General features: G+C 55.4%; 12 protein-coding genes and 1 pseudogene. 5 read left to right on the forward strand and 8 right to left on the reverse strand.

All coding sequences use genetic code 11. From position 1 onward, the window contains the following. Window positions 1–176 precede the first annotated feature (176 nt). Window positions 177–479: pseudogene (locus AC1RT6_RS20680) on the reverse strand (class II glutamine amidotransferase); the annotation flags it as partial. 1,256 nt (window positions 480–1,735) lie between these two features. After that, complete coding sequence (locus AC1RT6_RS20685; protein WP_493029642.1) at window positions 1,736–2,659, reverse strand: YihY/virulence factor BrkB family protein; 924 nt, start codon at window positions 2,657–2,659, stop codon at window positions 1,736–1,738. Between the two features lie 943 nt (window positions 2,660–3,602). On the opposite strand from AC1RT6_RS20685, the gene AC1RT6_RS20690 reads away from it, so the two are divergent. Further along, a complete protein-coding gene (locus tag AC1RT6_RS20690; RefSeq protein WP_493029643.1) occupies window positions 3,603–6,803 on the forward strand; it encodes a helicase-related protein in 3,201 nt (1,066 codons plus the stop codon). 198 nt (window positions 6,804–7,001) lie between these two features. Here AC1RT6_RS20690 and AC1RT6_RS20695 read toward each other — a convergent pair whose 3' ends face one another. Beyond that, a complete protein-coding gene (locus AC1RT6_RS20695; RefSeq protein WP_472791665.1) occupies window positions 7,002–7,187 on the reverse strand; it encodes a hypothetical protein in 186 nt (61 codons plus the stop codon). Window positions 7,188–8,360: 1,173 nt separating this feature from the next. Beyond that, window positions 8,361–8,840 (reverse strand): ferritin-like domain-containing protein, encoded by a 480-nt coding sequence (locus AC1RT6_RS20700; RefSeq protein ID WP_472791666.1) that lies wholly within the window; start codon window positions 8,838–8,840, stop codon window positions 8,361–8,363. Window positions 8,841–10,332: 1,492 nt separating this feature from the next. Between AC1RT6_RS20700 and AC1RT6_RS20705 the strand changes: the two genes are divergently transcribed. Beyond that, window positions 10,333–11,952, forward strand: a complete 1,620-nt coding sequence (locus tag AC1RT6_RS20705; RefSeq protein ID WP_472791667.1) for an alpha-amylase family glycosyl hydrolase — start codon at window positions 10,333–10,335, stop codon at window positions 11,950–11,952. A gap of 6 nt (window positions 11,953–11,958) precedes the next feature. After that, window positions 11,959–13,569 (forward strand): alpha-amylase family glycosyl hydrolase, encoded by a 1,611-nt coding sequence (locus AC1RT6_RS20710; protein WP_472791668.1) that lies wholly within the window; start codon window positions 11,959–11,961, stop codon window positions 13,567–13,569. A gap of 205 nt (window positions 13,570–13,774) precedes the next feature. Here AC1RT6_RS20710 and AC1RT6_RS20715 read toward each other — a convergent pair whose 3' ends face one another. Next, a complete protein-coding gene (locus tag AC1RT6_RS20715) occupies window positions 13,775–14,731 on the reverse strand; it encodes a manganese catalase family protein (protein ID WP_493029644.1) in 957 nt (318 codons plus the stop codon). A 192-nt stretch (window positions 14,732–14,923) separates the two neighbouring features. Beyond that, window positions 14,924–15,169 carry a con-10 family general stress protein gene (locus tag AC1RT6_RS20720; protein WP_472791670.1) on the reverse strand — a complete coding sequence of 82 codons (246 nt, stop codon included), beginning with the start codon at window positions 15,167–15,169 and terminating at the stop codon, window positions 14,924–14,926. Between the two features lie 1,173 nt (window positions 15,170–16,342). Between AC1RT6_RS20720 and AC1RT6_RS20725 the strand changes: the two genes are divergently transcribed. Next, complete coding sequence (locus tag AC1RT6_RS20725; protein ID WP_472791671.1) at window positions 16,343–17,650, forward strand: NAD(P)/FAD-dependent oxidoreductase; 1,308 nt, start codon at window positions 16,343–16,345, stop codon at window positions 17,648–17,650. A 1,585-nt stretch (window positions 17,651–19,235) separates the two neighbouring features. Here AC1RT6_RS20725 and AC1RT6_RS20730 read toward each other — a convergent pair. Continuing rightward, window positions 19,236–20,405 carry a sensor histidine kinase gene (locus AC1RT6_RS20730; RefSeq protein WP_472791673.1) on the reverse strand — a complete coding sequence of 390 codons (1,170 nt, stop codon included), beginning with the start codon at window positions 20,403–20,405 and terminating at the stop codon, window positions 19,236–19,238. Between the two features lie 466 nt (window positions 20,406–20,871). On the opposite strand from AC1RT6_RS20730, the gene AC1RT6_RS20735 reads away from it, so the two are divergent. Then, window positions 20,872–22,203: an MFS transporter gene (locus AC1RT6_RS20735; protein ID WP_493029647.1), complete on the forward strand. Its 1,332-nt coding sequence runs from the start codon at window positions 20,872–20,874 to the stop codon at window positions 22,201–22,203. A 246-nt stretch (window positions 22,204–22,449) separates the two neighbouring features. Here the strand turns inward: AC1RT6_RS20735 and AC1RT6_RS20740 are convergent, their stop codons facing one another. Continuing rightward, window positions 22,450–23,331 (reverse strand): NAD(P)/FAD-dependent oxidoreductase, encoded by an 882-nt coding sequence (locus AC1RT6_RS20740; protein ID WP_472791674.1) that lies wholly within the window; start codon window positions 23,329–23,331, stop codon window positions 22,450–22,452. Window positions 23,332–23,433 lie beyond the last annotated feature (102 nt).

Here is a 23,433-nt window from a genome sequence, read left to right on the forward strand (position 1 = left end):
TGTCCTCTGATGAAAAGTGCCGCCGCGTCGCACGGCGGATATCTTTGACTACGTGTTCGGCGGAGCGTTTGCCGCCAGTCGACTTCGTGTTCATGTTCGTTCCTTCGTCTGCGACGAGAACCGAACACTCCTTAGATTACACCATCAATTCTGTGCCATAGGCGCTGATCCCGGACAGGGTGGCAGTTTTGCCGCGTCACCGCCGTACCGGTCGCTGCCCTGACATGAGCGAAAAACATGTGAGACTGCCGATGGCGGCAGAGGTAGCGCAGATTTTCGTCCGACCACGCCGGCCGCGTCTCCCGATAGAGACCGGGCTCCGGATGAATGCCATACCAGCCGAGACCGAATCCATCTCCGTTCGTTCGAGCGGTGGCCTCAAGCGAGCGCAGACTCTGAGCGATGAGAGAATGAACGGGCTCTGTGACGTACTGTTCGAATGCCCGAGTCTCTCCTCGATAAGCGATCCACCTGCACATTGATGAGCCTCTTGCCTTGCACGTGCCGGGAACGGAACCACAACGCTTATTTTAGCGCAAGGGACCTCGGGTTCCATTTGCAGACGCGTCGCCGACGCGCTCTAAGTCCCGCCGAAAATGCGCTGTAGGCCGCTGGCTCCATGTGCTCGCGTGTCCGAGCGATCCGAACTCCCGAAGAGAGTTAAAAAGGCGCACGCGGCGAAAGAAGATTGATGCTTAGGCGAACTTGCCCGGCCTGCAACCGCGCTCACAGATGAACCGCGGCTAAAAACCTCATCTGCTCAGACGTTTTGAGCGTAAGCTGCCTGGATGGAAGACCGAGCAATGATGGAGCGCCATTTGGCGCAAGCTGAAGGCACGTTGCCTTGGCGAGCGCACTTTGCTCGTCAAATCGAGAATGGAGAAAGCTCCAGAATCTATTCATTGGAGATCGCGGCCCTCTCCGCGCAGAATTGGTCGCGTTCGGCTAAAGTTGTAGAGACTAAAAAACCTCGCCGGAGCGAGTTTGTTCTGTTACGCCGCCGGGCAGCTCGGAAAAAAAGGCGCCGATAGTCAGCTGCCGCAGGAGCTTAGGAACGCCCGCGCTAAACTCTGTGCTGAACCACCGGAACGGGAGCTCCTGCACCAACAATCCCGAACCCGAACTGGTCCGCTGTGACTCCTTCCGGCAGACTTTTTGGAGTCTCCACAGCCTGGCATCCATACGCGAAATCGGTGGCGCTAGTGGTCTGATTCATTTGGACGATTCCCAAATCGCCCGAAGCAGTTCAAGCTTTCGGCATGAGAGCAGGCATTGTTGTAAAAGGCACCCGGGCGGACCGTCATCGGCTTGAAGCAATCGTCTCGGATCGCAGCGCGCCTCAGAAACATGTGTGGCGGACCAACATGCCGCCAGGAGCAAACGCGAGCCGTCGGCGGCGGTTGCGCTGTAATGAGAGTATCGCCGGAAATCGACGTCGACCAAGGTGCGGTTGGCAATGTCAGCGAGAATAACGAGCCGAGACCGTTTGCGGTCTGGATCGAAACTACCGGTGTTTTGTCGCCCTGAATTAACCGTTGACGTCACGCCCACCGTATCGCGCAAGGTGCGTTAACTGAAGACATCGGTCGCGTATTTATTGAAGGCCGTAAACGGCGGCATCGCCCCTACGGAATATCAAGCGAAAATAGCTGTAATTCCGCACCGACCCGCGGAGATAGTTAAGTGGGCTACATCTCTTCCGCGGCACAATGGAGCCTCTCTCGCCTTTAATAGATCACCCCGTTCTCTTGGCTGGGGTGCCATCCTTAGGCCGCTGCGCGTGAGGCTCGTCGGCCGCCTTCTCGAGTTCAGAATTGAGTTCTGCGCCTAGCATGATCACGATTGCTGAAATCCACATCCACGTCATGAAACCGATCACAGCCCCGAGCGACCCATACGTCGCGTTGTAGCTGCCAAAGTTAGCAGCATACCAGGAAAAGATCGCAGACGCCGCAAGCCAGAGCAGAGAAGCCAGCGCGCTGCCCCAGGTTATCCAGCGCCATTTTGGATCGAGCGAGTCGGTAGGGCCGAATCTATACAGCAACGACAATGCGATTGCGATTGCGACCCAGATTACGGGCCACCTTCCATATCGAAGGAGGGCATCGGATAGGGCGTCTAAGCCGACGTACTTGAGAACCACCGGAACAGCAACGACGGCCGCCAGGGCGATGATTGCAAACGCGATCGCACCAAGTGTGAATACAAGCGAAACCAAGTTGAGTTTGATGAAGCTCCGCTCTTCCCTGACCCCATAAGCCACGTTGATTGCGTCGAATACAGCCTTTACGCCAGCATTGGCGCCCCAGATCGCGACAGCAAAGCCAATAGCAGAGCTTAGCCCAAGTGCTCCGGTGCCTGCGGAGCTTACCCGTTGAATTTGATCCCCAACAACTTGCGCAACTCCACCTGGGAGTAACGATGACAGATGGTCTAAATGACCCTTGATCGCCACAGGATCAGCGAATAGTCCGTACAATGAGACTAGAGCCGCGACCGCCGGAAACACGGCTAGCAATCCGTAAAATGTAACACCGGCTGCAACAGCAAGAACGCGGTCTGCATAAATACTTTGATAAGTACCTTTCAAAATCTGTTTCCAGCTGCGCTTCGCGGGCGACTTGCTGAATTCTGACTGTCTGTCTTGGGATTGGGCCATAGTCCGGCACGAGCTCCAACTTTGAGGCTCTGCCTCTGAACCGATAAGATAGGCGAAGGTCGTTAGTTCCTGCAGACGTGCCATTTTATCGGCGTCAACCGCTAGGGAAAGTCCCGACCGCGCGTTAAATCTTCCGCGGGGTTTTCCCTCTTCTCGATGAGAAGCAAAAGCCCCAATTAACGTAGATGGATATTATCAAACTCTGACACTCAACTCTCACAGAGTGGCATGTGATGATATTGAAATTCTCTCCCCTTCGGACCGCAGCTTCTGATGATCTCCCAGTGCACTAGAAATGAGACCCACGGCATGTTTTGTAGCAAAGCAGACGTGTTGCTAGCCACTAACGCCGTCGAGAATGGCATCGGTATCGTTTTGCCAATGATGCTTTTCGCTCTGGTCTTCGAATGCAACTGATCATTTTCAAGCTCTCGGTCGTCGGTTTCTTGGCGAGACCGACGGCGACTCATGGAGCTTCTTAGCTTCTGGTGTCGAACTGACAGCCGCCGCGGGTCTTAGCTTGATGTCTTCCCGGACGCCCTGCCCTTATGCTTGGAAGTCTTCAGATCTGCGGTTTGCCTCAACGTGGATCCGGAAGAACGGTGCAAACGGGTAATGAACTTCTCATATGCGGGGAAACTTTGGATGGGAAGTGTGTGTGTATGTGCGAGCAAGGTGTGGCCGGGAGCGGTTACGCTTCAGTTACCTCGGAATAGCTGGGGGTTACAGGGCGTCGTCAGCGTCGTTTTTCTGGCGGCTCTTCAGCCAGCACGAGATTCCGAAATGGCGCAGGCCGGAAGCTCGACGTTCTCCACGCCGTTTGGAACCGCTGCAACCCCTGTTGGTTTTCCAGAGCAAAACAGGAGCGAAGGTGGCCCGATCGGCAGCACAGCGAGCACGCCCGCATTCTAAAAGGGGTTCTTTGGTTGGGCACGAGCTATCCTTGCCGCTTCCGCTCGGCTTGGTTGGCCTAGAGCTGATCGAGAGGTGGCAACGTTCCGAGACAAAGGGCCTTATCTTTATCGCCGATGGCGAGGGCCGAGCCGAACGCCTTGGACTCATCTTACACAGTCTCGAGAAAACCACCCCCGTGCGGGTGTTGCCCCGCCTCGATACATTGCCCTATCACGCCGCCCCGACCTCCCGCGAATTAGCAGGCCGACGCAATTCGGTATTGCGCCGGCTCGCCGACCGTGGGGAGAAAACGCTGCTGGTGACCACTCCCGAAGCGCTTATGCAGCGGGTCCCCGATTCAACTTATTGGAGGAGCACGTGCCTGCGCCTTCGCTTAGGTAGTCCTTTCGATCAGGAGAGAATCAAGCAGTGGCTCGTGGACGCGGGATATGACCTCGATGATGTCCCGGAATATCCCGGCAACGCGCTGCTTCAGGCGGAAGTCATTGAAATTTTCCCGGCGGGAGCGCTGCGACCTGTTCGCATAGGACATTCTAATAGCATCATACAAACTATCGAGAGCTTCGATCCAGCCAGCCCAAGCCAAATCGTGAAAATCGATGAAGTGATACTGGATCGGATGAAGGAGGAGCTCGCTGCGAAACCTAACTCGGCACGCTCGGCGACAGTGTTTGACTACCAGCCTTCTCCCCTGCTCATGGGTGATGTTGGCATCGAAAAGCGCGCAAAAAGATGGCTCAAAACCATCACTGAACTTGGTGAAGGCTGGACTCCTGAGCATCCTTCGTCTTTTCTGACCGCAGCCGAGTGGAGCAAGGCGGCTCGAGGCCTGCAAATTCTGTCTGTCGATCCGCTTCAAGAGTTGGGACCCAGCTTTGCTTTACAGGATTCAGCCGAACACCGTCTCCGCAGCTATGTAAGAGCTCGCCAAAAGCAGGGCACGCGCATCATCCTGACAGCTTCGCAATCGGCCGACCTTCGCCGAATGGAGCGGTTCGCTGGCATTAAAACGCAGCGCTTCGACAGCTTGACCGATGCTAGGGCGGCCAAGCAGGTGGAGCTCGCTTCCGTTCTGATCGATTTTGACAGAGGCTTTTCAATCGCCGATCGCCACCCCTGCGTAGTGATCACAGCACAGGATATTTTGGGCAGCCGTGCGCAGCACCTCGACCCGCTGGCAAAGCCGTGGCTGGATCCCATGCGCAGTATCGAGCTGCCAAAAACGGGAGACGTCGTTATTCATCTTAGCCGCGGGCTTGCCATTCTGGGTGGATTGGAAACGCCATCTACTGAAAGCGCAGTCTCTGGCGAAATGGCGAGACTCGTATTTGCAAAGGAGCAGACGGTGCTTGTACCGACAGCCGAGTTGGCGTCAGTGTGGCGATACGGGGCTGATCCCACTTCGATTAAACTTGACGCGGCTGATGGCAGCTCCTGGGAAGAGCGCGCCGCTGAGGCATCGCGTGAGTTGCAAGCTACGGCTGCGCATTTGCTTAAGACCGTTCGGGAGCGAAAATCGATGTGTGCTCCGCGCATGTTGCCGCCGCTCGTCCAGTATGAAAGATTTGCTGCGCGCTTTCCATACGTCCCGACGGCAGATCAGGCGAAAGCAATGAATGAGGTCCTAGAGGATCTCGCTTCTGGTCATCCGATGGACCGGGTAATCTGCGGAGACGTGGGATTCGGCAAGACCGAGGTAGCGTTGCGAGCAATAGCGGCTGTTGTGTTTTCAGGGATGCAGGTCGCGCTTGCAGTGCCAACGACGGTTCTCGCCCGGCAACACGCAGCCAATTTCCGTTCGCGGTTCGCTCCTTTCGGCGTAGACGTCGCATTGCTGTCGCGATTTTCCTCCGCCAAAGAACGTCGCGAGCTCAAGGCAAGAATCAAGACCGGCGCGGCACAGATCTTAATCGGCACACAGGCCCTCGCTACCAATGAAGTCGAATTCCCTAGGTTAGGGCTTGTCGTTATTGACGAAGAGCAACATTTTGGCACGGAGCAGAAAAAGAAATTGTTCGAACTTAGCCGAGGTATTCACCGCCTGGCAATGAGCGCTACGCCCATTCCACGCACGCTGGCGGGCGCCTTCACCGGCCTGAATGAGCTAAGCGTGATTGCGTCCCCACCGGTTCAGCGCATGCCGGTGGTGACCAAGCTGGCGTCCCTTACCGACAGTACTATCACGTCCGCCCTCCAGCGAGAGCATCGCAGGGGCGGACAGAGCTTCGTTATCTGCCCTCGGATCAGCGACATTGAACCGATGCTCGAGCGTCTGCGCCGAGCGGTCCCGGAGCAGACCATTTTGTGCCTGCATGGCCGCCTTCCTGCCCATGAAATTGATGAGATCATGGCATGTTTCGTCGAAGGCAAGGCGGACGTCTTGCTTGCCACTAACATCATCGAGAATGGCATCGATATTCCTCGCGCCAATACGATCCTCATCTGCTTGCCAGAGCGGTTCGGACTTGCGCAGCTGCATCAGCTTAGGGGCCGCGTCGGTCGCGGCGGCACGCGCGCGTTTGCTTATCTGCTGACTGACTCGAAGCTAGAAAGTGCTCGCAAGCGTATGTCCGCCTTGACAAAGCTAGCTAAACCTGGGGCGGGCCTTGAAATAAGCGAGCGCGACTTAGAGCTTCGCGGGGCCGGTGATTTACTGTCCGAGGAACAATCCGGACACATAAATATTTTTGGGCCAGCTCTTTATCACCATCTGCTTGGACTTGCGATGAAAGGCAAGTACACGGGCATGAACTCACTCAGGGCGCCGGAAATCCACATCGGAGTGTCCGAACAACTGCCATTGGAATACGTGTCCAACGAAGCGACGCGTCTGGATATATATTTAAGGCTCGCGAAAGCCTCACATATCAGCAACATTGAAGATATAGAGGATGAACTGGAGGCTCGCTTTGGCAAGATGCCAGACCAAGTGCTCGACCTCATCGCCGTGGCACGCCTGCGGCTCGCTTGTCGGCGCCTTGGCGTGATCCGGCTCGAAGCTGGTCCTGCTGGCGTTTCGGCCACATTCGCCAGTCCTGTTCCTGGTCCGTTGGCGCGCCCGCTCCTGGCCCATGGCGAGCGCGCATTGCTTAAGATGAAAATCCGAGCGGGCCAGCGGATCGCTGCCGCGAAAAGGCTGCTGTTGCTTTTGAACCGAAGGAGCGACCAGGCGCCGCGGAAACCCGCGCTTGCAAAGATCGCAGGCTCTGGCTCGTCCTGTCGACAATGAGGGATCAGCGTGCCGCCGCAAAGGGGGACAGGCTCGGTCCGCGACATCGAGCCTGACACACAAAGTGGGTCGGCAAGCTCGAGCTCATGCTTAAAGCGTCGGGTAACCACTCGCGGATGGCTGATGCGTGGCTAAGTTAAACGAACAACTCCTCAATGCGGGGAAGCGATGGAGGTATTGTGACACCTGTGAGCTCCGCTATCCCGTCTTCAGCTCCTGCTCCTTTTCGAGGTCCGGCTTGGGTCCGTCGTTGCTGTCCTCGGTGGGCGTTTTCCAAGGCTCGTCCGTCTTGTTGAGGTTCGGCTTGTCGTTCAGCTCCCGCGTGTCCTGTACCGGCGATACGGGAGTGCGGGGCATGTTCTCTTTGGGATACTGATCTGCCATCGGGTCACTCTCAATGAATAGTCCACTCTTGCGGCGAAGATCCGCTCGTACATGCAGACTTGGGACCTGCCGGCTCGCAAGGTCGGTTTTCTGTGCGGAACGGTAGCACGGTCCCGCTGTGCTTGTGCGGCAATGCTGTCGGACCGTGCTTAGCCATCCGTTTTACCTTGGCCGATGGATAAAATGACCGCGCCAGAGCCTCGTTCCGAATACCCAAATCGGATAGGGCTGCCGCATGGCGTCCCCGCCTGTAAAGCCAGATAGAACCCACACCATTTGCAATCACATTGTCGAGTCACAATTGAAGGGACCATCTTAAAGGAAAACTTCAGTGCGGTTCGACAACGGCCTTCAATAGAAGGACACCCTAGCGCCTACGTTTCCAAGCAGGCTGAAATACGCACGCGGCGGCATTGCGAAGAAACGTGTCGCGGTAACGCAGCAAAGATAACCCGCTTCCTCGTCATGAGCTACAATCGATACCAGGTCGTTTACCGCCTCGCGCGCGCAATCGGACACCTAACCTTACGAGCGATACCTGCCTCCGTGTGTTCGAGCAGATCATCACAGGGGCACCATTTGCCCGGCTGTCCAAACATCGCCACGGCAGAGCCTCCAAACCGAAAGCCAGCTTTTTCGGCACCCCATCGAAAGGGCTTTGGATATTATCATGTCGCTGCACTATACGGCCCACCGTGAGCGCCCCAATCTCCACCATTCGCACTTTGCCGTGGCGTCTGGAGAACATGGATGCTGCGCTCGTTTCTGAACAAAATGTCCCGCTGATTTTGCAGGGCATTCGGTTGACGGTCCGTCGGTGAATCCGGTGGAAGCTGCTGTTTGGCAAGGCCGCGTGCAATTTGGCCGACTGGGATTCGATGTCGATCAGGCGATCCCGATCGCAGGGACGCTCACGACCGGCATATGTGGATGCGTACTGCCCGCGTATTATTAGTTCCGGAACCATCATCGCTGCGTCTTCCGCCGATGCTTTTGCGAGGTGCGAAGCGCCATCTCTTTCGGAAATGCGTTGCCGCGGGATCCGAAGATCTTCCGCATCGCTAGCGGCCAGATAATGTCCTAAGTTCCATTAATCCACTTCGTTTGATCAGCTGGGCGCTTCATCCCGCCGTAAGCGGAAATCTATTGTCTCATTGAAAGGAACCTAAATGTTCAACGAGTGAGATATTTTCGCGTCAGCCCCGGCAGATGGCTTTCAAGATCAGATGCCATCGAAAGCTCTTCCTCCAAAATGCTTTCGCAAACCGCCTTTGTTCGCCCGTCGCCGACGGCTTCGGCAGCAGCAATTAAGACTCGATAGGCCGCTGCTTCCATATGCTCAAAGGTGTAACTTGCCATCGCGCCCTTGATGATTTCGTCCTCGACAAACATCCCACTCATGCCTTGGCCGAAAGCAACCATCTTGCCAGCTACGTCCTTCAAAGTTGAGGTATCGCCGCCGCGACTCTTGATGCAGTCTTCAAGCGACTCAGCTTGCCGTTGGGTCTCGGTAAGATGTTTCTCGATCAGTGCTTTTACCTCGGGATACTCGCCGGTTCGGCCTACCAAAGCCTTCAGCATGGTCTCGGCTTGCTCTTCCATCGCGTGTGCGTCACGAAGCCAAGCCATGAGGTTATCTTCAGCCTTAGTCATATCAAGTCCTTTGCTAACTGATCGGAAAGAGTTGAAAGCGCCGAAGGTTAAAGCGCCTGATCGCCAATGCCACTCGCGCGCAAACGTTCCTAACGATCGAAGAACTCCGGGTGTACGGTCACGCCAGGACACGAGGGTCTTCTGATGGCTGTGTGTTTCGCGTCCCAAGCGCTGCTGTTCACCCCGCCACCGATGTCAATCGATTGGAATGCTATCACTTGACCGGGTAAAGGCAGGTCAATTCATGGCCGCAGTTGCTTGAGGTGCACGGATACTCGAGGCACTCAGCCTGCCGATGTAGTGCTTTCTTGCTGGCTATGCTTAACCTTGGCTAGTCTTAGTCGCTTCCGAAATTCGAGACTATTGGCGTTCCTACCGCCGCCGCCGTTCGTAACCCGGCGAGGTTCAACTGGGTTCCCAGAGACGCCACCGTTTTGCAGTTACAGCGGCAGCAGCATCCTTGACGTTCCAGCTTTGCGACCTCTTCGGTCCAGCCGCTGATCATTGACGGGTCTCACGCCGCTGTTCCTCAGAGTATAGCTCTTTTGTCGCCCGCTCCGTGCGCTGCTTATCGGCGCGGGATCTGCCCCAGGTGCGCCATATCCCGTAAGCGAGGGCAAGGCCGATCACGAATGAGCCTATCCACCAAAGTGAGATCAGAAAAGTAGACTCTTGACCGGCAGTCCGCAGGGTTGACTCTGGTGTTTGTGCGGCAAGTTCGCCGGAACAAAGCAGAAGGGCGGATAAGCTGGTAGCGGCTAAAGGCGTCATACCCGCCCACAGGCCGAATAGTTTCATATTTTTGGTCCGATTATGCTTCATGTCATACCTTCCGAGGCGAGAGTTGTTAGAAGTTCGAAAAACTGTAAGTACGGGTGGCGCACAGAAGTTGTCTAAACCCAAATCGCCACTGCTAAAATATTAACTTGGCTTAACGTTGAAGCGTTCCTATTTGCCAGCAACATCTCTGAAAATACGAAAGGGCACTTCAAAGTACCCGCGCACGTCGCGTCAAATCACGCGCGCCCGGGGCTGTGCAGATTTGGCGCTCTACAGGTCTTCGCCTTCGTCTCCAAGAGCCGTCTTCTTCCCGCCCAAAATTTTTAAGCAGGCGGTTTAAGTGAAGCTCGCCCTGACCTTGACCCTCGGTCACGGCGGAGTTTCCTCAACGCCCCCGACCTTGCAACGCGTGTAGCTCCAAATGGGATAGCTTGCGGAAGTAGCGAACTGCCTGAACGGAGTAGGCGCAGCGATGCCACGGATCCCCGCTGGGCAGGCCGCATATGGGTCGATGTGTGAGCCTCTACGCGCGGCCCAGCACCGGTTGTGTAGCTTCCAAGAGCAGCCTTTTCCTATAGCGTTCAGTGAGTGCAACACAGTGACGCGATGGAGATCGCTAATTGCCGGTACTTGTCAAACCTGAGAAATGGAACGTTCCACGATAGCGACGGTTAGGCGGAGGCCTTTCGCACACAAGGACGAACTTACATCCATGTTCTCAGACAACGAACAGCCTGTCCGTGCTGAAGCGCGGAGGACAGCAGAGTGGTGGCGTAGAGCCGTTGTATATGAAATCGCTCCTTTATCGTTTCAAGATAGCAACGGCGACGGCAAAGGGGATCTACCGGGATTACTGCAGCGTTTGGATTATTTAAAATGGCTAGGCATTGACGCCGTTTGGCTGACTCCAATTTATCCAAGTCCTATGCACGATTTTGGGTACGATATTTCTGACTTTTGTGCTGTCGGCCCGGAATACGGTTCGATGGAAGACTTCACTCGTCTGATAAAGGCCTTTCGAAATTCTGGCATTAGGCTAATCCTGGACCTCGTGCCGAACCATACCTCTGACCAACATCCATGGTTTTTGCAAAGTCGTAGGTCACGAGTTGGACCCAAAGCCGACTGGTACATCTGGGCAAACGCCTCCTCCAACGGAGGGCCGCCTAACAACTGGCTCAGCCGCTTCGGCGGCAGCGCGTGGACGTGGAGCGAAGCGCGGCAGCAGTTCTATTATCACTCCTTTCTCCCCGAGCAGCCGGATTTAAACTGGCGTAATGCGGCTGTTCAATCAGAAGTATCGCAAATCATGCGCTTCTGGCTTGATCTCGGCGTGGACGGATTTCGTGTTGACGCAAGCGCAGTCCTCATCAAGGACGAACTATTACGGGACAACCCGCCAAAGCCCGACGCTGGGAACGCAACGCCGCCTCCACAGACGCTCGTGCCGGTCTTCACGGATGACCGCCCTGAGGCTATGAGATGCATTGAGATGCTTCGCTCAGTCATAGACGAGTATGATGAGCGGCTTCTTTGCGGCGAGGTCCAGGGCAAAACCGACCGCATAGGCCATTTCTATGGAAATGGCGCTTCGCGCATGCACTTGCCGCTTAATTTTGCGCTGCATGACGCTCAATGGGATGCGCTGTCATTGCAAGCTGATATCGACAGCTATCAAAATGCACTTCCGGACGCTGCGTGGCCCGACTGGGTAATCGGGGGACACGATAAGCCGCGCCTTGCCACTAAAATCGGCCAGACCCAAGCGCGCATCGCAGCAATGTTGCTTCTCACACTAAGAGGAACACCGTTCTTCTTCGCGGGAGATGAGATTGGGGCGGAGCAGGTAAAGATTCCAAAAGACCGGCTCATTGACCCGTTCGCAAAGCTCGTCAAAGGATTTGACTTGGGCCGCGATCCAGAGCGCTCTCCGATGCGTTGGGATTGCACCGATTCTGGAGGCTTTACCCGCGGTACGCCATGGTTGCCGATAGATAGCGATAGATCGCGAAACGTCGAGCAGCAAATGAAGGATACAAAATCGCTATTGCAACTCTATCGCACCCTCATCCAGTTGCGAAAGCGCGAACCGGCTCTTACCGACGGTGATTTTGAGCCCTTTCGATCACACAACGACATTCTCTGCTATCAGAGAATCCGAGGCGAGGAACGCCTGTTCATCGGATTAAATATCAGTTCCGAACCACGACGATGGGAGTGGCAAGGACGTGGACTTCTGCTGTTGTCGACCCACCTCGATGGTCGAGAAGAACCGATCGAAGGCCCCGTTCAATTGCGTGGCGGCGAAGGTCTGATCGTGCGGCTGGAGTAATGCAACGTGAATATTCCCTGGTGGCAAAAGGCGGTCGTCTATCAAGTTTATCCTCGTTCATTTCAGGACAGCAACGCTGATGGCGTCGGAGATCTAAAGGGTATTATCCAGCGTCTGCCATATCTCATCGATCTTGGCGTGGACGCGATCTGGCTCTCGCCAATCTTTCCCTCACCAATGGCTGATTTTGGCTATGACGTTGCGGACTATAATGACATCGATCCACTGTTCGGATCGTTAGCCGATTTTGATCGTCTGCTTGAAATTGCGCATTCGAGTGGGATGAAGATTATTCTTGATTTCGTGCCAAACCACACTTCCGACCGGCATCCCTGGTTTGTGGAGAGCCGATCTTCGCGGCAGAACGATAAGCGGGAATGGTACCTTTGGCGCGACCCAGCCCCGGACGGTGGCCCCCCAAACAACTGGATATCAGAGTTTGGCGGTAGCGCTTGGGAGTATGACCAAAGCACTGGTCAATACTATTATCATGCCTTTCTCGCCGCGCAGCCTGACCTAAACTGGCGAAATGCAAGCGTACGAAACGCGATTTACGAGGCTATGCGGTTCTGGTTGCGCCGGGGCGTCGATGGATTCCGTTTGGATGTGATCTGGCATCTGATCAAGGATGATCTGTTTCGGGATAACCCACCCAATCCCCGGTTCACGCCGGACGGCCAGCCCTCACACGCCGTGATTCCGCTCTACACCGCCGATCGTCCCGAAATACAACAAATCATAGCCGAGCTTCGCTGCGTGGCAGAAGAATTCGGCGATCGCCTCCTCATAGGTGAAATCTATTTGCCGCTGGAAAAATTGGTCAAATACTATGGCACTGACCTTTCCGGACTGCATCTGCCTTTCAATTTCTCGTTGCTTAATGCCTCATGGAACGCTTCAGCGCTAGCAAAGCTAATCACTGACTACGAGAAAGCCCTCCCGGCCCGTGGCTGGCCGAACTGGGTGCTTGGAAATCACGATCAAGTGCGTATCGCCAGCCGCGTCGCTAAGGGATGCGAACGGCTTGCCGCAATGCTACTGCTCACCTTGCGCGGCACCCCTACGATCTACTATGGCGATGAAATCGGGATGGAACAGGCGGTTATCGCCCCAGACAGAATTTGCGACCCGGTCGACCACACTATGCCGGGGCTGGGGCTAGGACGCGATGGCTGTCGCACACCGATGCGATGGAGTTGCGAGGCATCCTCAGGTTTCTCATCGGTAGAGCCATGGCTTCCTCTGCAGGATGGTTTGATGGAGAACACTGTAGAAAAACAGACAGCTGATGAGCGTTCGCTGCTCCAGCTTTATCGAGAACTGATATCACTTCGACGACGGAGCCGCTCTCTAGTGGAGGGAAAGTATAACTTCCTGTTTGCACACGAGAACGTGTTAGTGTTCCTAAGGGGCGGTGATGATAAGCGCGTGTTAGTTGCACTCAACTTTGGAAATATACCCGCAGCGATAAAAATTGAAGAGGGGTGGGAGCAAGGCAAGTTACTCCTATCTTCTTATCTCGATCAATCCGACGAACTTGTCGGCAATCGAATCAACCTCCGACCGTTGGAAGGTCTCATTTTCGAATCTATGCCAGCCGATAAGGGTTCAGTCTGATAGACTGCAGTTGAGAAGTCCCGTCGCCCTCTGCCCCGACATCTCGCATGGCGCTCACAGCCGCCTGCCGGTCAGACGGAATGCCGCTCCTAGGCTTTTGGAATTATAATCTGCACCGTCGGCCGAAACATGCGCGATCCGTAACAGTTCATGGAAGTTCGACCTCCGCAATAAGAAACACCGTTCTACACTGCGGAGGCCTACCTCATGCTGCAGTGCGTTTTTTCGCCATTGCTTTGGCTTCGTCCATGTCCTCCGCGCCGCCCATGTCGCCTTCAGTGATCTTTCCCGCGCCAGGACCTGCGCCCAAATCCGCTCCCGTCGTTGGGTCGACACTCTGCTGGGACATTGTACGCGCCGAAAGGGCCTTCAGGACTGTCGTATCCGTTGAATTGAGCTGAACGGTGGCATCCCCCTCACCTCCGTCTGCTGGGAGTGCTGCCTCCAAATCATCCACCCGGTCCCACTGCTTACCGCTGTTCCAAGGGCCATTGAGCTCAGCGCCACCTTGAGAAGTGTTTACGTAAGTGTCGGAGAAGGTTTTCAGGCCGGGCAGCTTGCCGGGTGGAAAATTGTCAGCGATGGCATAGAGCGCCTTCTCGAATGACTTCTGATGGGCGATTTCCCGAGTCATTAGAAAGCCCAGCGCATCCTTAATACCAGGATCATCGGTTAAATTAATCAATCGCTCGTAGACTATTTTGGCTCGGCTTTCAGCCGCAATGTTCGAGCGTAAGTCGCATGTGGGATCCCCGCGGCTGTCGATATAGGCTGCAGTCCACGGTACTCCAGAGGAGTTAGTCAAGGCAGGTCCACCGCCATAGAGGATCGACTGCGTATGACTATTTCCACCTTTCGTAAGTGACATGTAAAGCTCGGCCTCTTTCATACTGCCTTCAGAAATCTGAGCCTTGGCGCCTTTGTTGAGCATGGCAACGATGGAACCAATCACTTCAAGATGGCTGAGCTCTTCAGTTGCGATATCGAGAAGCATGTCCTTGCGGCCCGGATCATCGTCCGCCAGTCCTTGCGTGAAATAGCGCATCGCTGCTGCGAGCTCACCGTCCGGACCGCCGAATTGCTCGAGCATAAACGAACCCAGTACCGGGTTTGGTTCCGAAACGCGAACCGTATACTGTAGGCGCTTGTTGTGCATGAACATGTGGTATCTCCGTTGCTTTGCCTACAACGAACCTTGAACGGTTCGAACCGTTCCTATCGGCAAAGGCCCGCGCTCAGTCTTATGAGCATCAACGCGACGCTACAGTTGGAGAACAGATGAACTCGAGCGCCAGTTGTGATGGATGAGAACGCCGTAGAGAAAAGCCCGGCTTGCCGGGCTTTTCCTGTCGATTTAGGATTGACCACCTCTTTTGCCGGCCTCCGATGCTTTCTCGCGATCATTGGCGAAGTTGCCCGGGTTATTTTCCTTCCCCTGTGACTGCCCGCCCTTTGAAGCTATCTCGCGCTGCTTCTGTTCATCCATATTCGCAAAGCCGCGCTCGGAGGCTCGACCACCCTGACCCTGGTTGCCCTGACCCTGACCGCCCTGACCCTGGCCGCCCTGTCCGCCTTTCGTATTCTGGTTCTCTTGAGCCATCTGATATTTCCTTATCGTCGTTCGAACGGCACCATCGCCGTTGTGCTGACCAATGAGCCTAATGAACCGTCGTTCCTAAGTTTTGTCTTTTTGATTTTCTCAGCATCGAAATACGCGTACATGCACGCAGTTCATGCGACCGCGAATAGAGAAACGAGATTCGCCGCGAGATGCGAGCGATCTGAAGCCGTCAAAAGACTCTTTGCCAATACGAGAGATAGGAGTTCCCTGATCCGCTTGAGGTCAATGATAATCACGCTCACTTCTCCCGCGATAACAGGCGACTGTCGCCAGCCAAAACTTTGTTCGCAAACACTAAGGTCAGATTTCTACCGCTGAACTCCCTAATCGTAGCCGAATGCTCCTCAAGACCTCAGCACCCATCAAATCATCCGGATATTCGTAGCCTCTGTTTATTCTCATCTATCATCCCACGGGTCGCAGATGTGCCGGAGGCGCCTGCCATACACTCTCGATATGCCGCAACCGGCAGTTTTCCGGATAAACCCAACGGCCACAAACGTCATTTTGAGCGAGTGCTGGGCTCGTCGCCGAAGCGAATATTCTTACAATGTTGCCATGTAGTTTTCATGTCGTCTCTCCTAACGGAGAGAGACGGCTTGGCTGTTCCTAAGGGCTTAAGCGCCGGCCGCAATCGCGCCTGTGTTAGGGGCCAGCTGTCCCGCTCACGCGTTCTCTTCATTGCGCACATGCTTATGGATAAGTCCGCACCGCGCTTCACGCCGAGCACTGGCCGCCTGTGTCGGAACTTACCTGCAAGTACGATTTTGAGCTACGATTGTTATTTGTATCGCGTCCCAGCAGAAGTTACACGGCCGAATGCCCCGACCAGTCGGCAAACACGGCACGGAATCTTCCGAGAAGCACGTATGCGCTATACGGTCTGCCGCGCTACTTCCGGATGAACACCGAAAAAGGAATGCCGGTATTTCGACTTAGGACAAGGAACGCTTCTTAGAACTACCGGTTGCATCGCAGAAGAGCAAGCATCGCTCCGATTTCAAACGACATTGCGCCCAATGAACGCGTTTGGAGTCAGTACGGGCAGGACAGCCGACGTAAGCAACACGGACGAGACGAAGTTCGTTAGGAGGGTGGCACCTGCCCGCGTGGATTAGTCGGTTTGCCGTGGCGCGGCTAAAGGAGGATGTCGTGACTGACGGCTTTCTTAATCCGGAACAACGTCCGAAAGTGGTGATTGTTGGCGGCGGATTTGGCGGTCTTGAGGCGGCGAAGGGCCTCGCGCGTTCGCCGGTTCAGATTACGTTATTGGACCGACAAAACCATCATTGCTTCCAGCCATTACTTTATCAGGTCGCGACAGCCGCCCTGTCACCAGCTGATGTAGCCTGGCCTATTCGTGGCATACTGCGCCACCAAACAAACGCCGAAGTATTGATGGGAACTTTGACAGGAGTCGATACAGCGTCAAAGTTGGTGAGGACCACCGCCGGGGTAGTGCCGTACGATTTCCTAATCCTGGCGACAGGGGCAACCCACTCTTACTTTGGACGCGATGATTGGGAAAAATTTGCCCCCGGACTGAAGCGCATTGAGGATGCAATCGCGATCAGGCGCGATCTTTTGCTGGCGTTCGAGCGCGCGGAAATCTCAACCACGGAAGAAGAGCGCCAGCGGCTTCTTACGTTCATTGTTATCGGCGCGGGTCCGACCGGCGTCGAGATGGCCGGCGCAATCGCGGAAGTGGCGCGCCAGATCTTACCGTCGGACTTTCGCCGAATCGACCCTAAAGCAGCAAGGGTGGTCTTAATTGAAGCCGGACCTCGGGTGCTTGCCGCGTTGCCCGAGAAGCTCGCAGTTTATGCAAAACATGCGCTGGATGCGATCGGTGTGGAGGTGATGACATCTGCTCGTGTGACATCTATAGATGACCGGGGAGTTGATTTTGATGGCGGACGAATTGATGCAGCTACCAAGGTCTGGGCTGCGGGAGTTGTCGCCTCACCCGTGGCGGACTGGCTTGGAGCCGCGCACGACCGCGTCGGCAGAGTCATCGTTACAACCGATCTCAGCGTACAGGGTCATCCCGAAGTTTTCGTCATCGGGGACGCTGCCGCCGCAGCTGGTCCCGAGGGCACGCCGGTTCCCGGAATAGCGCCGGCCGCAAAGCAGATGGGGCAGTACGTCGCCAAGTTCATTAATGCTAAAATAGCCGGTCAGTCCGCGATTCCACCGTTCAAATATCGCCATCAAGGCGATTTGGCGACAATCGGCCGACGAGCAGCGGTCGTCAAACTTCGTCGCATCGAATTGACGGGTTTTCTCGGCTGGTTATTTTGGAGCGTCGCCCACATTTATTTTCTCATTGGTCTTCGCAACCGCATCTCCGTCGCTCTCACGTGGCTATGGGACTACGTAACCTTTCAGCGCGGCGCACGTTTGATAACGACTGCGCATTCGGAGGATTTGCGCAGCTTGGCCGGAAGGCGACGGCAATAAATAGTCGGCCCCGCCGGCTGCTTTGCCGCTGTTAAACCTCAAGTTTGGGACGCTCACGGTTGAATCGAAAAATCGCTACAGACGCAGTGGATGCCTGACGCTTCCAGAGACCAAGGCTCGCCAATTAACGCATAGAAGCCGCGCCGTTGGTAGGTTCCATGGCCTGATGAAGAGAGGCAAAATCTGAGTTATCTGAAATCCGCGCCCTCCGAGGCAGACGGCTTAATAAATTTGAGCGCCATAGAAACGTTCCTGCTGCCAGTTATTAATGCTGCGGTGCCCGTGACCGCTCACCAATATTCAGCTCCCGCTACGCGGTGGCCCGGATCGAGATCTTTCGGCGTCTTCCTTCACGCTGCGGTAGCTTTTTCGCTGGGCTCTCCTTGCCAGGCACGCCGCGTGGTCTCAATTCTCACGATACATATCGTCTTCAGAAAATTCGGTCCCGGCGTTAATTGGTTGGTCGGGCATGGAAGGTTTCGTAGAGGCCGGCGCCGTCACTGCAGCTTCGCGCCATCCGCGGTCACGTAGCCCCCGATCGACTTGGTTTCCTCGAACAACGGAGTAGATCGAGCCCGTACCGGTCTACATGCGCCCGCCGGTACGAATCCTCGCGATTTGTTCACGGCTGCGCCAAAGGGAATTGTCGAGAAAGCCACTTAGACGCAGCGACCGAGACGATGTCGCCTTGCCAGCATTGCCATTATAGCAGCCCGCAGGGGGCGCCGTTAGGAACGCGCTATTTGCTACAGCGTTGCAGTCAAAAGGGAGCTCCTCATGCCTTATTCTTCAGTCTGCAAGCTGCTTCTCGTTGTCACTCTATTATCCCCTATATCTGCTCTTGCGCAGGGTGGCGGAGGAGGTGGCGGCGGTGGAGGAGGAGGCGGCGGCTCGGCCGGAGGCGGTGCGGCGGGCGGGGCTTCAGGAACAGCGGCCTCTGGAGCAGGCGCCGGCATTGGCAGTGCTCCTGCTGGGATAACAGGAAACCGCGCTGGTGGCGCAACGGGAGGCCGCATAGACGGCACCGTTACTCCGGGACCTGCGATGCAGGGCGACGATGTAATTCGCAAGGAAAACTCACCGGATCATTCCAAAGCCGACAAGAAGATCAACAGCATCTGCAAAGGATGTTGATTTCGCAGATCGGCTTCCGGGTGCGGCTTTAGCCCCCGGAAGTCGTAGCGCTCCGGGTTGATCCGCTTCGCTAAAGTTCCGCTCGGACTTTCCTAAAGTGGTGGGAGAGTGTGCAATGCGAGCGGTCTATGTTCCAAGCTAGCGTTTGAAATGTAATCATCGCGGCCCGTGCGAGCTACCTGTTGCTTGCGATCGCTATCGCTGATCCGGTTGTGGAAGATTCTTCGAAAGAGAAGCTATGCCACGGATCGGCGATCCGTCCTGGTTATCTTATTTTGGCATGTGAAGCATTCGACGGCAGCGAATCCAAAAGCGTTTCGGCGAGCCATCGTCGCGGGAGCACTGATCCGATTGCGCTCACCATTATTGACGTCGCTGCGCTCGTTGGGCCTGTAATAGCGATATTAGAACGGCGAAAATGGGAGCCTCCGCTTTTCCTAGCCAAGTCCGGTTAATTCATAAGCGGAAATGTCAGCGTGGTTGTTGTGCCCGAACTGCCGCTCTGTTGAGTGATGGCGCCTCCGATTTGTCTGGCTAGAGACGTAATCAGTCTGAGACCGGACCCATTTCCGTTGGATTTTTGGATGCCCCGCCCGTTATCGGAAACGGTCAACCGGGCCTCACCGAAGCCTACCCCTCCAACTAAGCGCACCTTGATACTGCCGCCATTCGGGCCGAAAGCATGCTTTATGCTGTTCATCGTCACTTCATTCAAAATGAGGCCCACTCGCAAGGCTCGGTCGATACTTATTTCCAACTCATCGGATTCGACCTTGAGTTCGATTTCCTCCACTTGCTGCTGTATCGCGCTGCAAAGCGCGTGAACATAATCGGTGAGCCTAACGGTTTGCCCTTCCTGCCCGGGCGCCAACTGGTCGTGCGCAAGCGAGATGGCGTTGATAAGGCTCGCGACATGATCTAACGCGCTTTGAACCTCCGCCCCTTGATGCCGACGCTTCTGGAGGGAAATGGATGACAGGACCAGTTGAAAATTGTTCTTCACACGGTGCTGCATTTCGCGCAGCAGGACTTCTCTCTTTTGAGCCTCAGCAGCGGCGGCTGCAAAGCGAGCTTCGTAGTCCTTCCCTGCATGTGGATGAATCACAGCTCCAAGGAGCGCAGCGGCGGCGGTTAAAAAATCTACACTGTCTTCTGTGAAATCTCGCGATCTGGTGCTGTCCACCTCAAGCACTCCCCAGGCTGCTCCGTTCATCAGGATAGGGACGTTCAATAACGAAAGGATGTGGTGGTCTCTCAATACGTCCGAATAAACATATTCGCGTTGCTCCGGGAGATTATGAACCCTCACCGGTTCCGCTGTTTTAAAGGCGCGTCCAGGGGGTGAACGCAGGTCAGCAGATAAGGTGGCGCTGCCGACTACCCCTTCCTTCCAACCTACCCCTGCCACGATAAGAAGATCGGAGGTGCGCGGGCGGTACTGAAGCACTTTTACATGGTGTATTTCCACGGCGCGCGCGATTTGTACAACGACCTGCCCTAGGAGCCGGTTCAAATCGGCATGCTCACTAACCAGCCGTCCGATGTCGACTAATATGCGGATGTAGCGACGGAGTTCCTGCCGCAGGTTATCGTCGCTCTGTGAAGTGCCCGGGTCCTCCATGTCTCATTAACCCGGTGCTTTCCGAAAAGTGCCAAATTGTCGGCTTGCCCCTCCGAGAACCTGGACCGGTGCTGTCGGGCCGGACGCCGGATCCTCCTCGCGGGCTCTGACACCTTTGGACGGAAACACACGGGGCTGGTCCGCCACCGGACGAACGAACCGACATCTAACGCAATCTCATTTACGGTAAGCACCTGCCGATGGCTTGTCAGCGAACGTTGCTGCGAGACGGAGCCGAAAAAGCCCGTGGCTCCAACGCCTGCTTCAAGTCGCTTAGTGTGGGGACGTTCATAGTCTGTGATTCCTCGGTGCGTGATTAGGACAAAGTTTCCAAGCGAGCAGGAGACTTCGCTGTCCAGCCGGCCCAGCCAAGTCCATCGAACTCCTGCATGGCCATCGCGTTGCTTACCTTTGGTGAAGCTAACCACTGAACCCACTTCACCTGCTGGTCGTCATCGGCCTGGGGATCACCTGGATTCTTGACGGACTCGAGGTCACTATCGTCGGTTCGCTGGGTCCTGCCCTCCAAAGCGTCGAGACCCTGCATCTTTCCAGTGCCAACCTCGGAGCCGTCGCGTCATTTTACGTTGTGGGAGCAGTAGTTGGTGCTCTTATCTTCGGCTGGATCACGGATCGGCACGGCCGGCGTTTCGTGTTCTACGTAACCTTGATCGTCTATTTGTGTGGAGTGTTTCTCAGTGCATTCGCCTGGGATTTCTGGAGCTTTGCAATTTTTAGGATGATTACCGGACTAGGCATCGGTGGCGAATACGCTGCTATCAATTCCGCGATCGACGAGCTCATTCCTGCAAAATACCGAGGGCGGGTCGATCTCGTCGTCAATGGCAGCTTTTGGCTTGGAGCCGCCGGTGGAGCGCTCGCCGTTCCATTTCTGCTCGACCAGCGGCTATTCGCGCCGGATATCGGCTGGCGGCTCGGCTTCGGCATCGGAGCAATTCTTGGTCTGGGCATTTTGTTGCTCCGCCGCTTCGTGCCTGAGAGCCCGCGGTGGTTAGTGACACATGGGCAGAACGAGAAAGCAGAGGAAACTGTCACCGAAATTGAAAAGGGAATTGCGAAGGCCGCGGGTAGATATCCGCCTGCCCCGCAGGAAAGCATCGAAGTCCACCCCAAAAAGTCATTCGGAATCGGTTTAATCTTATCGTCCATGATTGGGAAATATCGAAAACGGAGCATTCTGGCGCTTACCTTGATGATCGCGCAGTCCTTTCTCTATAACTCTGTATTCTTCACATTCGGTCTCGTACTCTCGCATTTCTACGGCGTCCCAAGCGAACGAATAGGACTCTACCTTTTACCGCTCGCAATAGGAAATTTCTGCGGGCCACTGTTTTTGGGAACACTATTTGACACGGTCGGCCGCAAGGCCATGATTGCTGGAACGTTTGCAATTAGTGGTTTGTTGCTGCTGATAACCGCCTATCTATTCGCAGCCGGGTTTCTCACTCCGGTAACACAGACGCTAGCATGGTTTTCGATCTTCTTTTTTGCCTCCGCGGCGGCGAGTTCGGCCTATCTGACCGTCAGCGAGATCTTCCCACTCGAGACTCGCGCCTTGGCCATTGCTTGTTTCTACGCACTGGGCACCGCCATTGGCGGAAGCACATCGCCGCTTCTATTCGGATGGCTCATTGAGTCCGGATCGGCTTGGCGCGTCAGTGCCGGATATGCCTTGGCTGCCGGCCTTTTGTTGATAGCTGCTGGCGCGGAACTAATGTTGGGCATCGATGCAGAAGGTAAATCCCTCGAAAGCATCGCCGATCCGCTATCCAGTTGAGTCTACGAAGCGCGCCATGCTCCGCTAACCGTTCAGTCCGTTTATCAATCGGCAACCGCGCTGTGCCGTTTCGCTCAAACAGTCCTGCTTCGCCAATCGATGTTATAGCCGGGCGAGTGATAAGCCTCCGCGTTGTTTCATTCCTCAGTCGCTGAGGGTCGAGAAATCGACTGAACCCTTGGCGGGGCCGCTCTACTTTGCTCAAGCCCCGATAAGAACAGGGGAACGGCCGCACGGGCGGATACCTTATCGGTAATTCGTTGGCAGCCGATTGTGAATATCTGTCGCTGCAATGGCCGCATGGCCGAAAGCCACGCTAAGCTGGTGCAAGTCCGTGACAACATCTCCGGCTGCGTAAAGCCCTTGCACCGTAGTCTGTTGATGATTGTCAACGAGGACGTTTCCAGTCTCCGTGCATGAAGCCCCGAGGGCAGTCGCAAGCTCCGAGCGAACATTGCATCCGATCGCGGGATATATAGCATCTAACTGATGAATCGATCCGCTTTCAGTGACGATGACGATCTGATTCTTATCGAGTTTAAGCTCCCTTGGCTTGTCAAGAATAGTCAGCTTGCTTTCTTGCAGAGCTTTTTGTGTGTCCTCTGTTGCAACGCTAGCTTCGGTTTTGAAAACCATTACATCTTTGGTGTAGGTCCGCAGGAAAAGCGCCTTCTTTCCGGCACTTTGAAGATTTCCGAGAACGCCGACCCGCTTATCGATCGCTTCGTAGCCGTCACAGATCGGACAAAACCGGATTAAGTCAGACGGACCTTCGGGAGCGCCCTCGATAAGCGGACAACGATCTATCAGACCCGTCGCTAGCAAAACAAAAAATGCTTCAATATCCCGATCTTGAAATGATGCAACAAACCTCTCGCCGTCCCGTCGGAGCGACGTTACCCACCCGCCTAACACCTGCGCTCCATATTCCTCGGCTTGCTCACGTAACCGGAGCAACAATTCAGTGCCAGCAATACCCAGGAAGCCCGGATAGTTGTGGCTTTCCGGTATCTTTGCCGCCCTGCTTTCGCCCGCATCAATCACAAGGACACGCCGGCGATACCTTCCGAGATAAATCGCGGCCAATAAGCCAGCCGGTCCTCCTCCGATGATGAGGCAGTCGAACATCTTACCGAGCCATAACGGATAACAACGCAAATCATTTCAGGTTTTTGACGCGTGCCGCTCATAGGTTTTTCCGTCACCCCCAACGTGTCGCGGCCGGGGCAG

The sequence above is a fragment of the Nitrobacter sp. MLSD-S21 genome, from assembly GCF_058809865.1.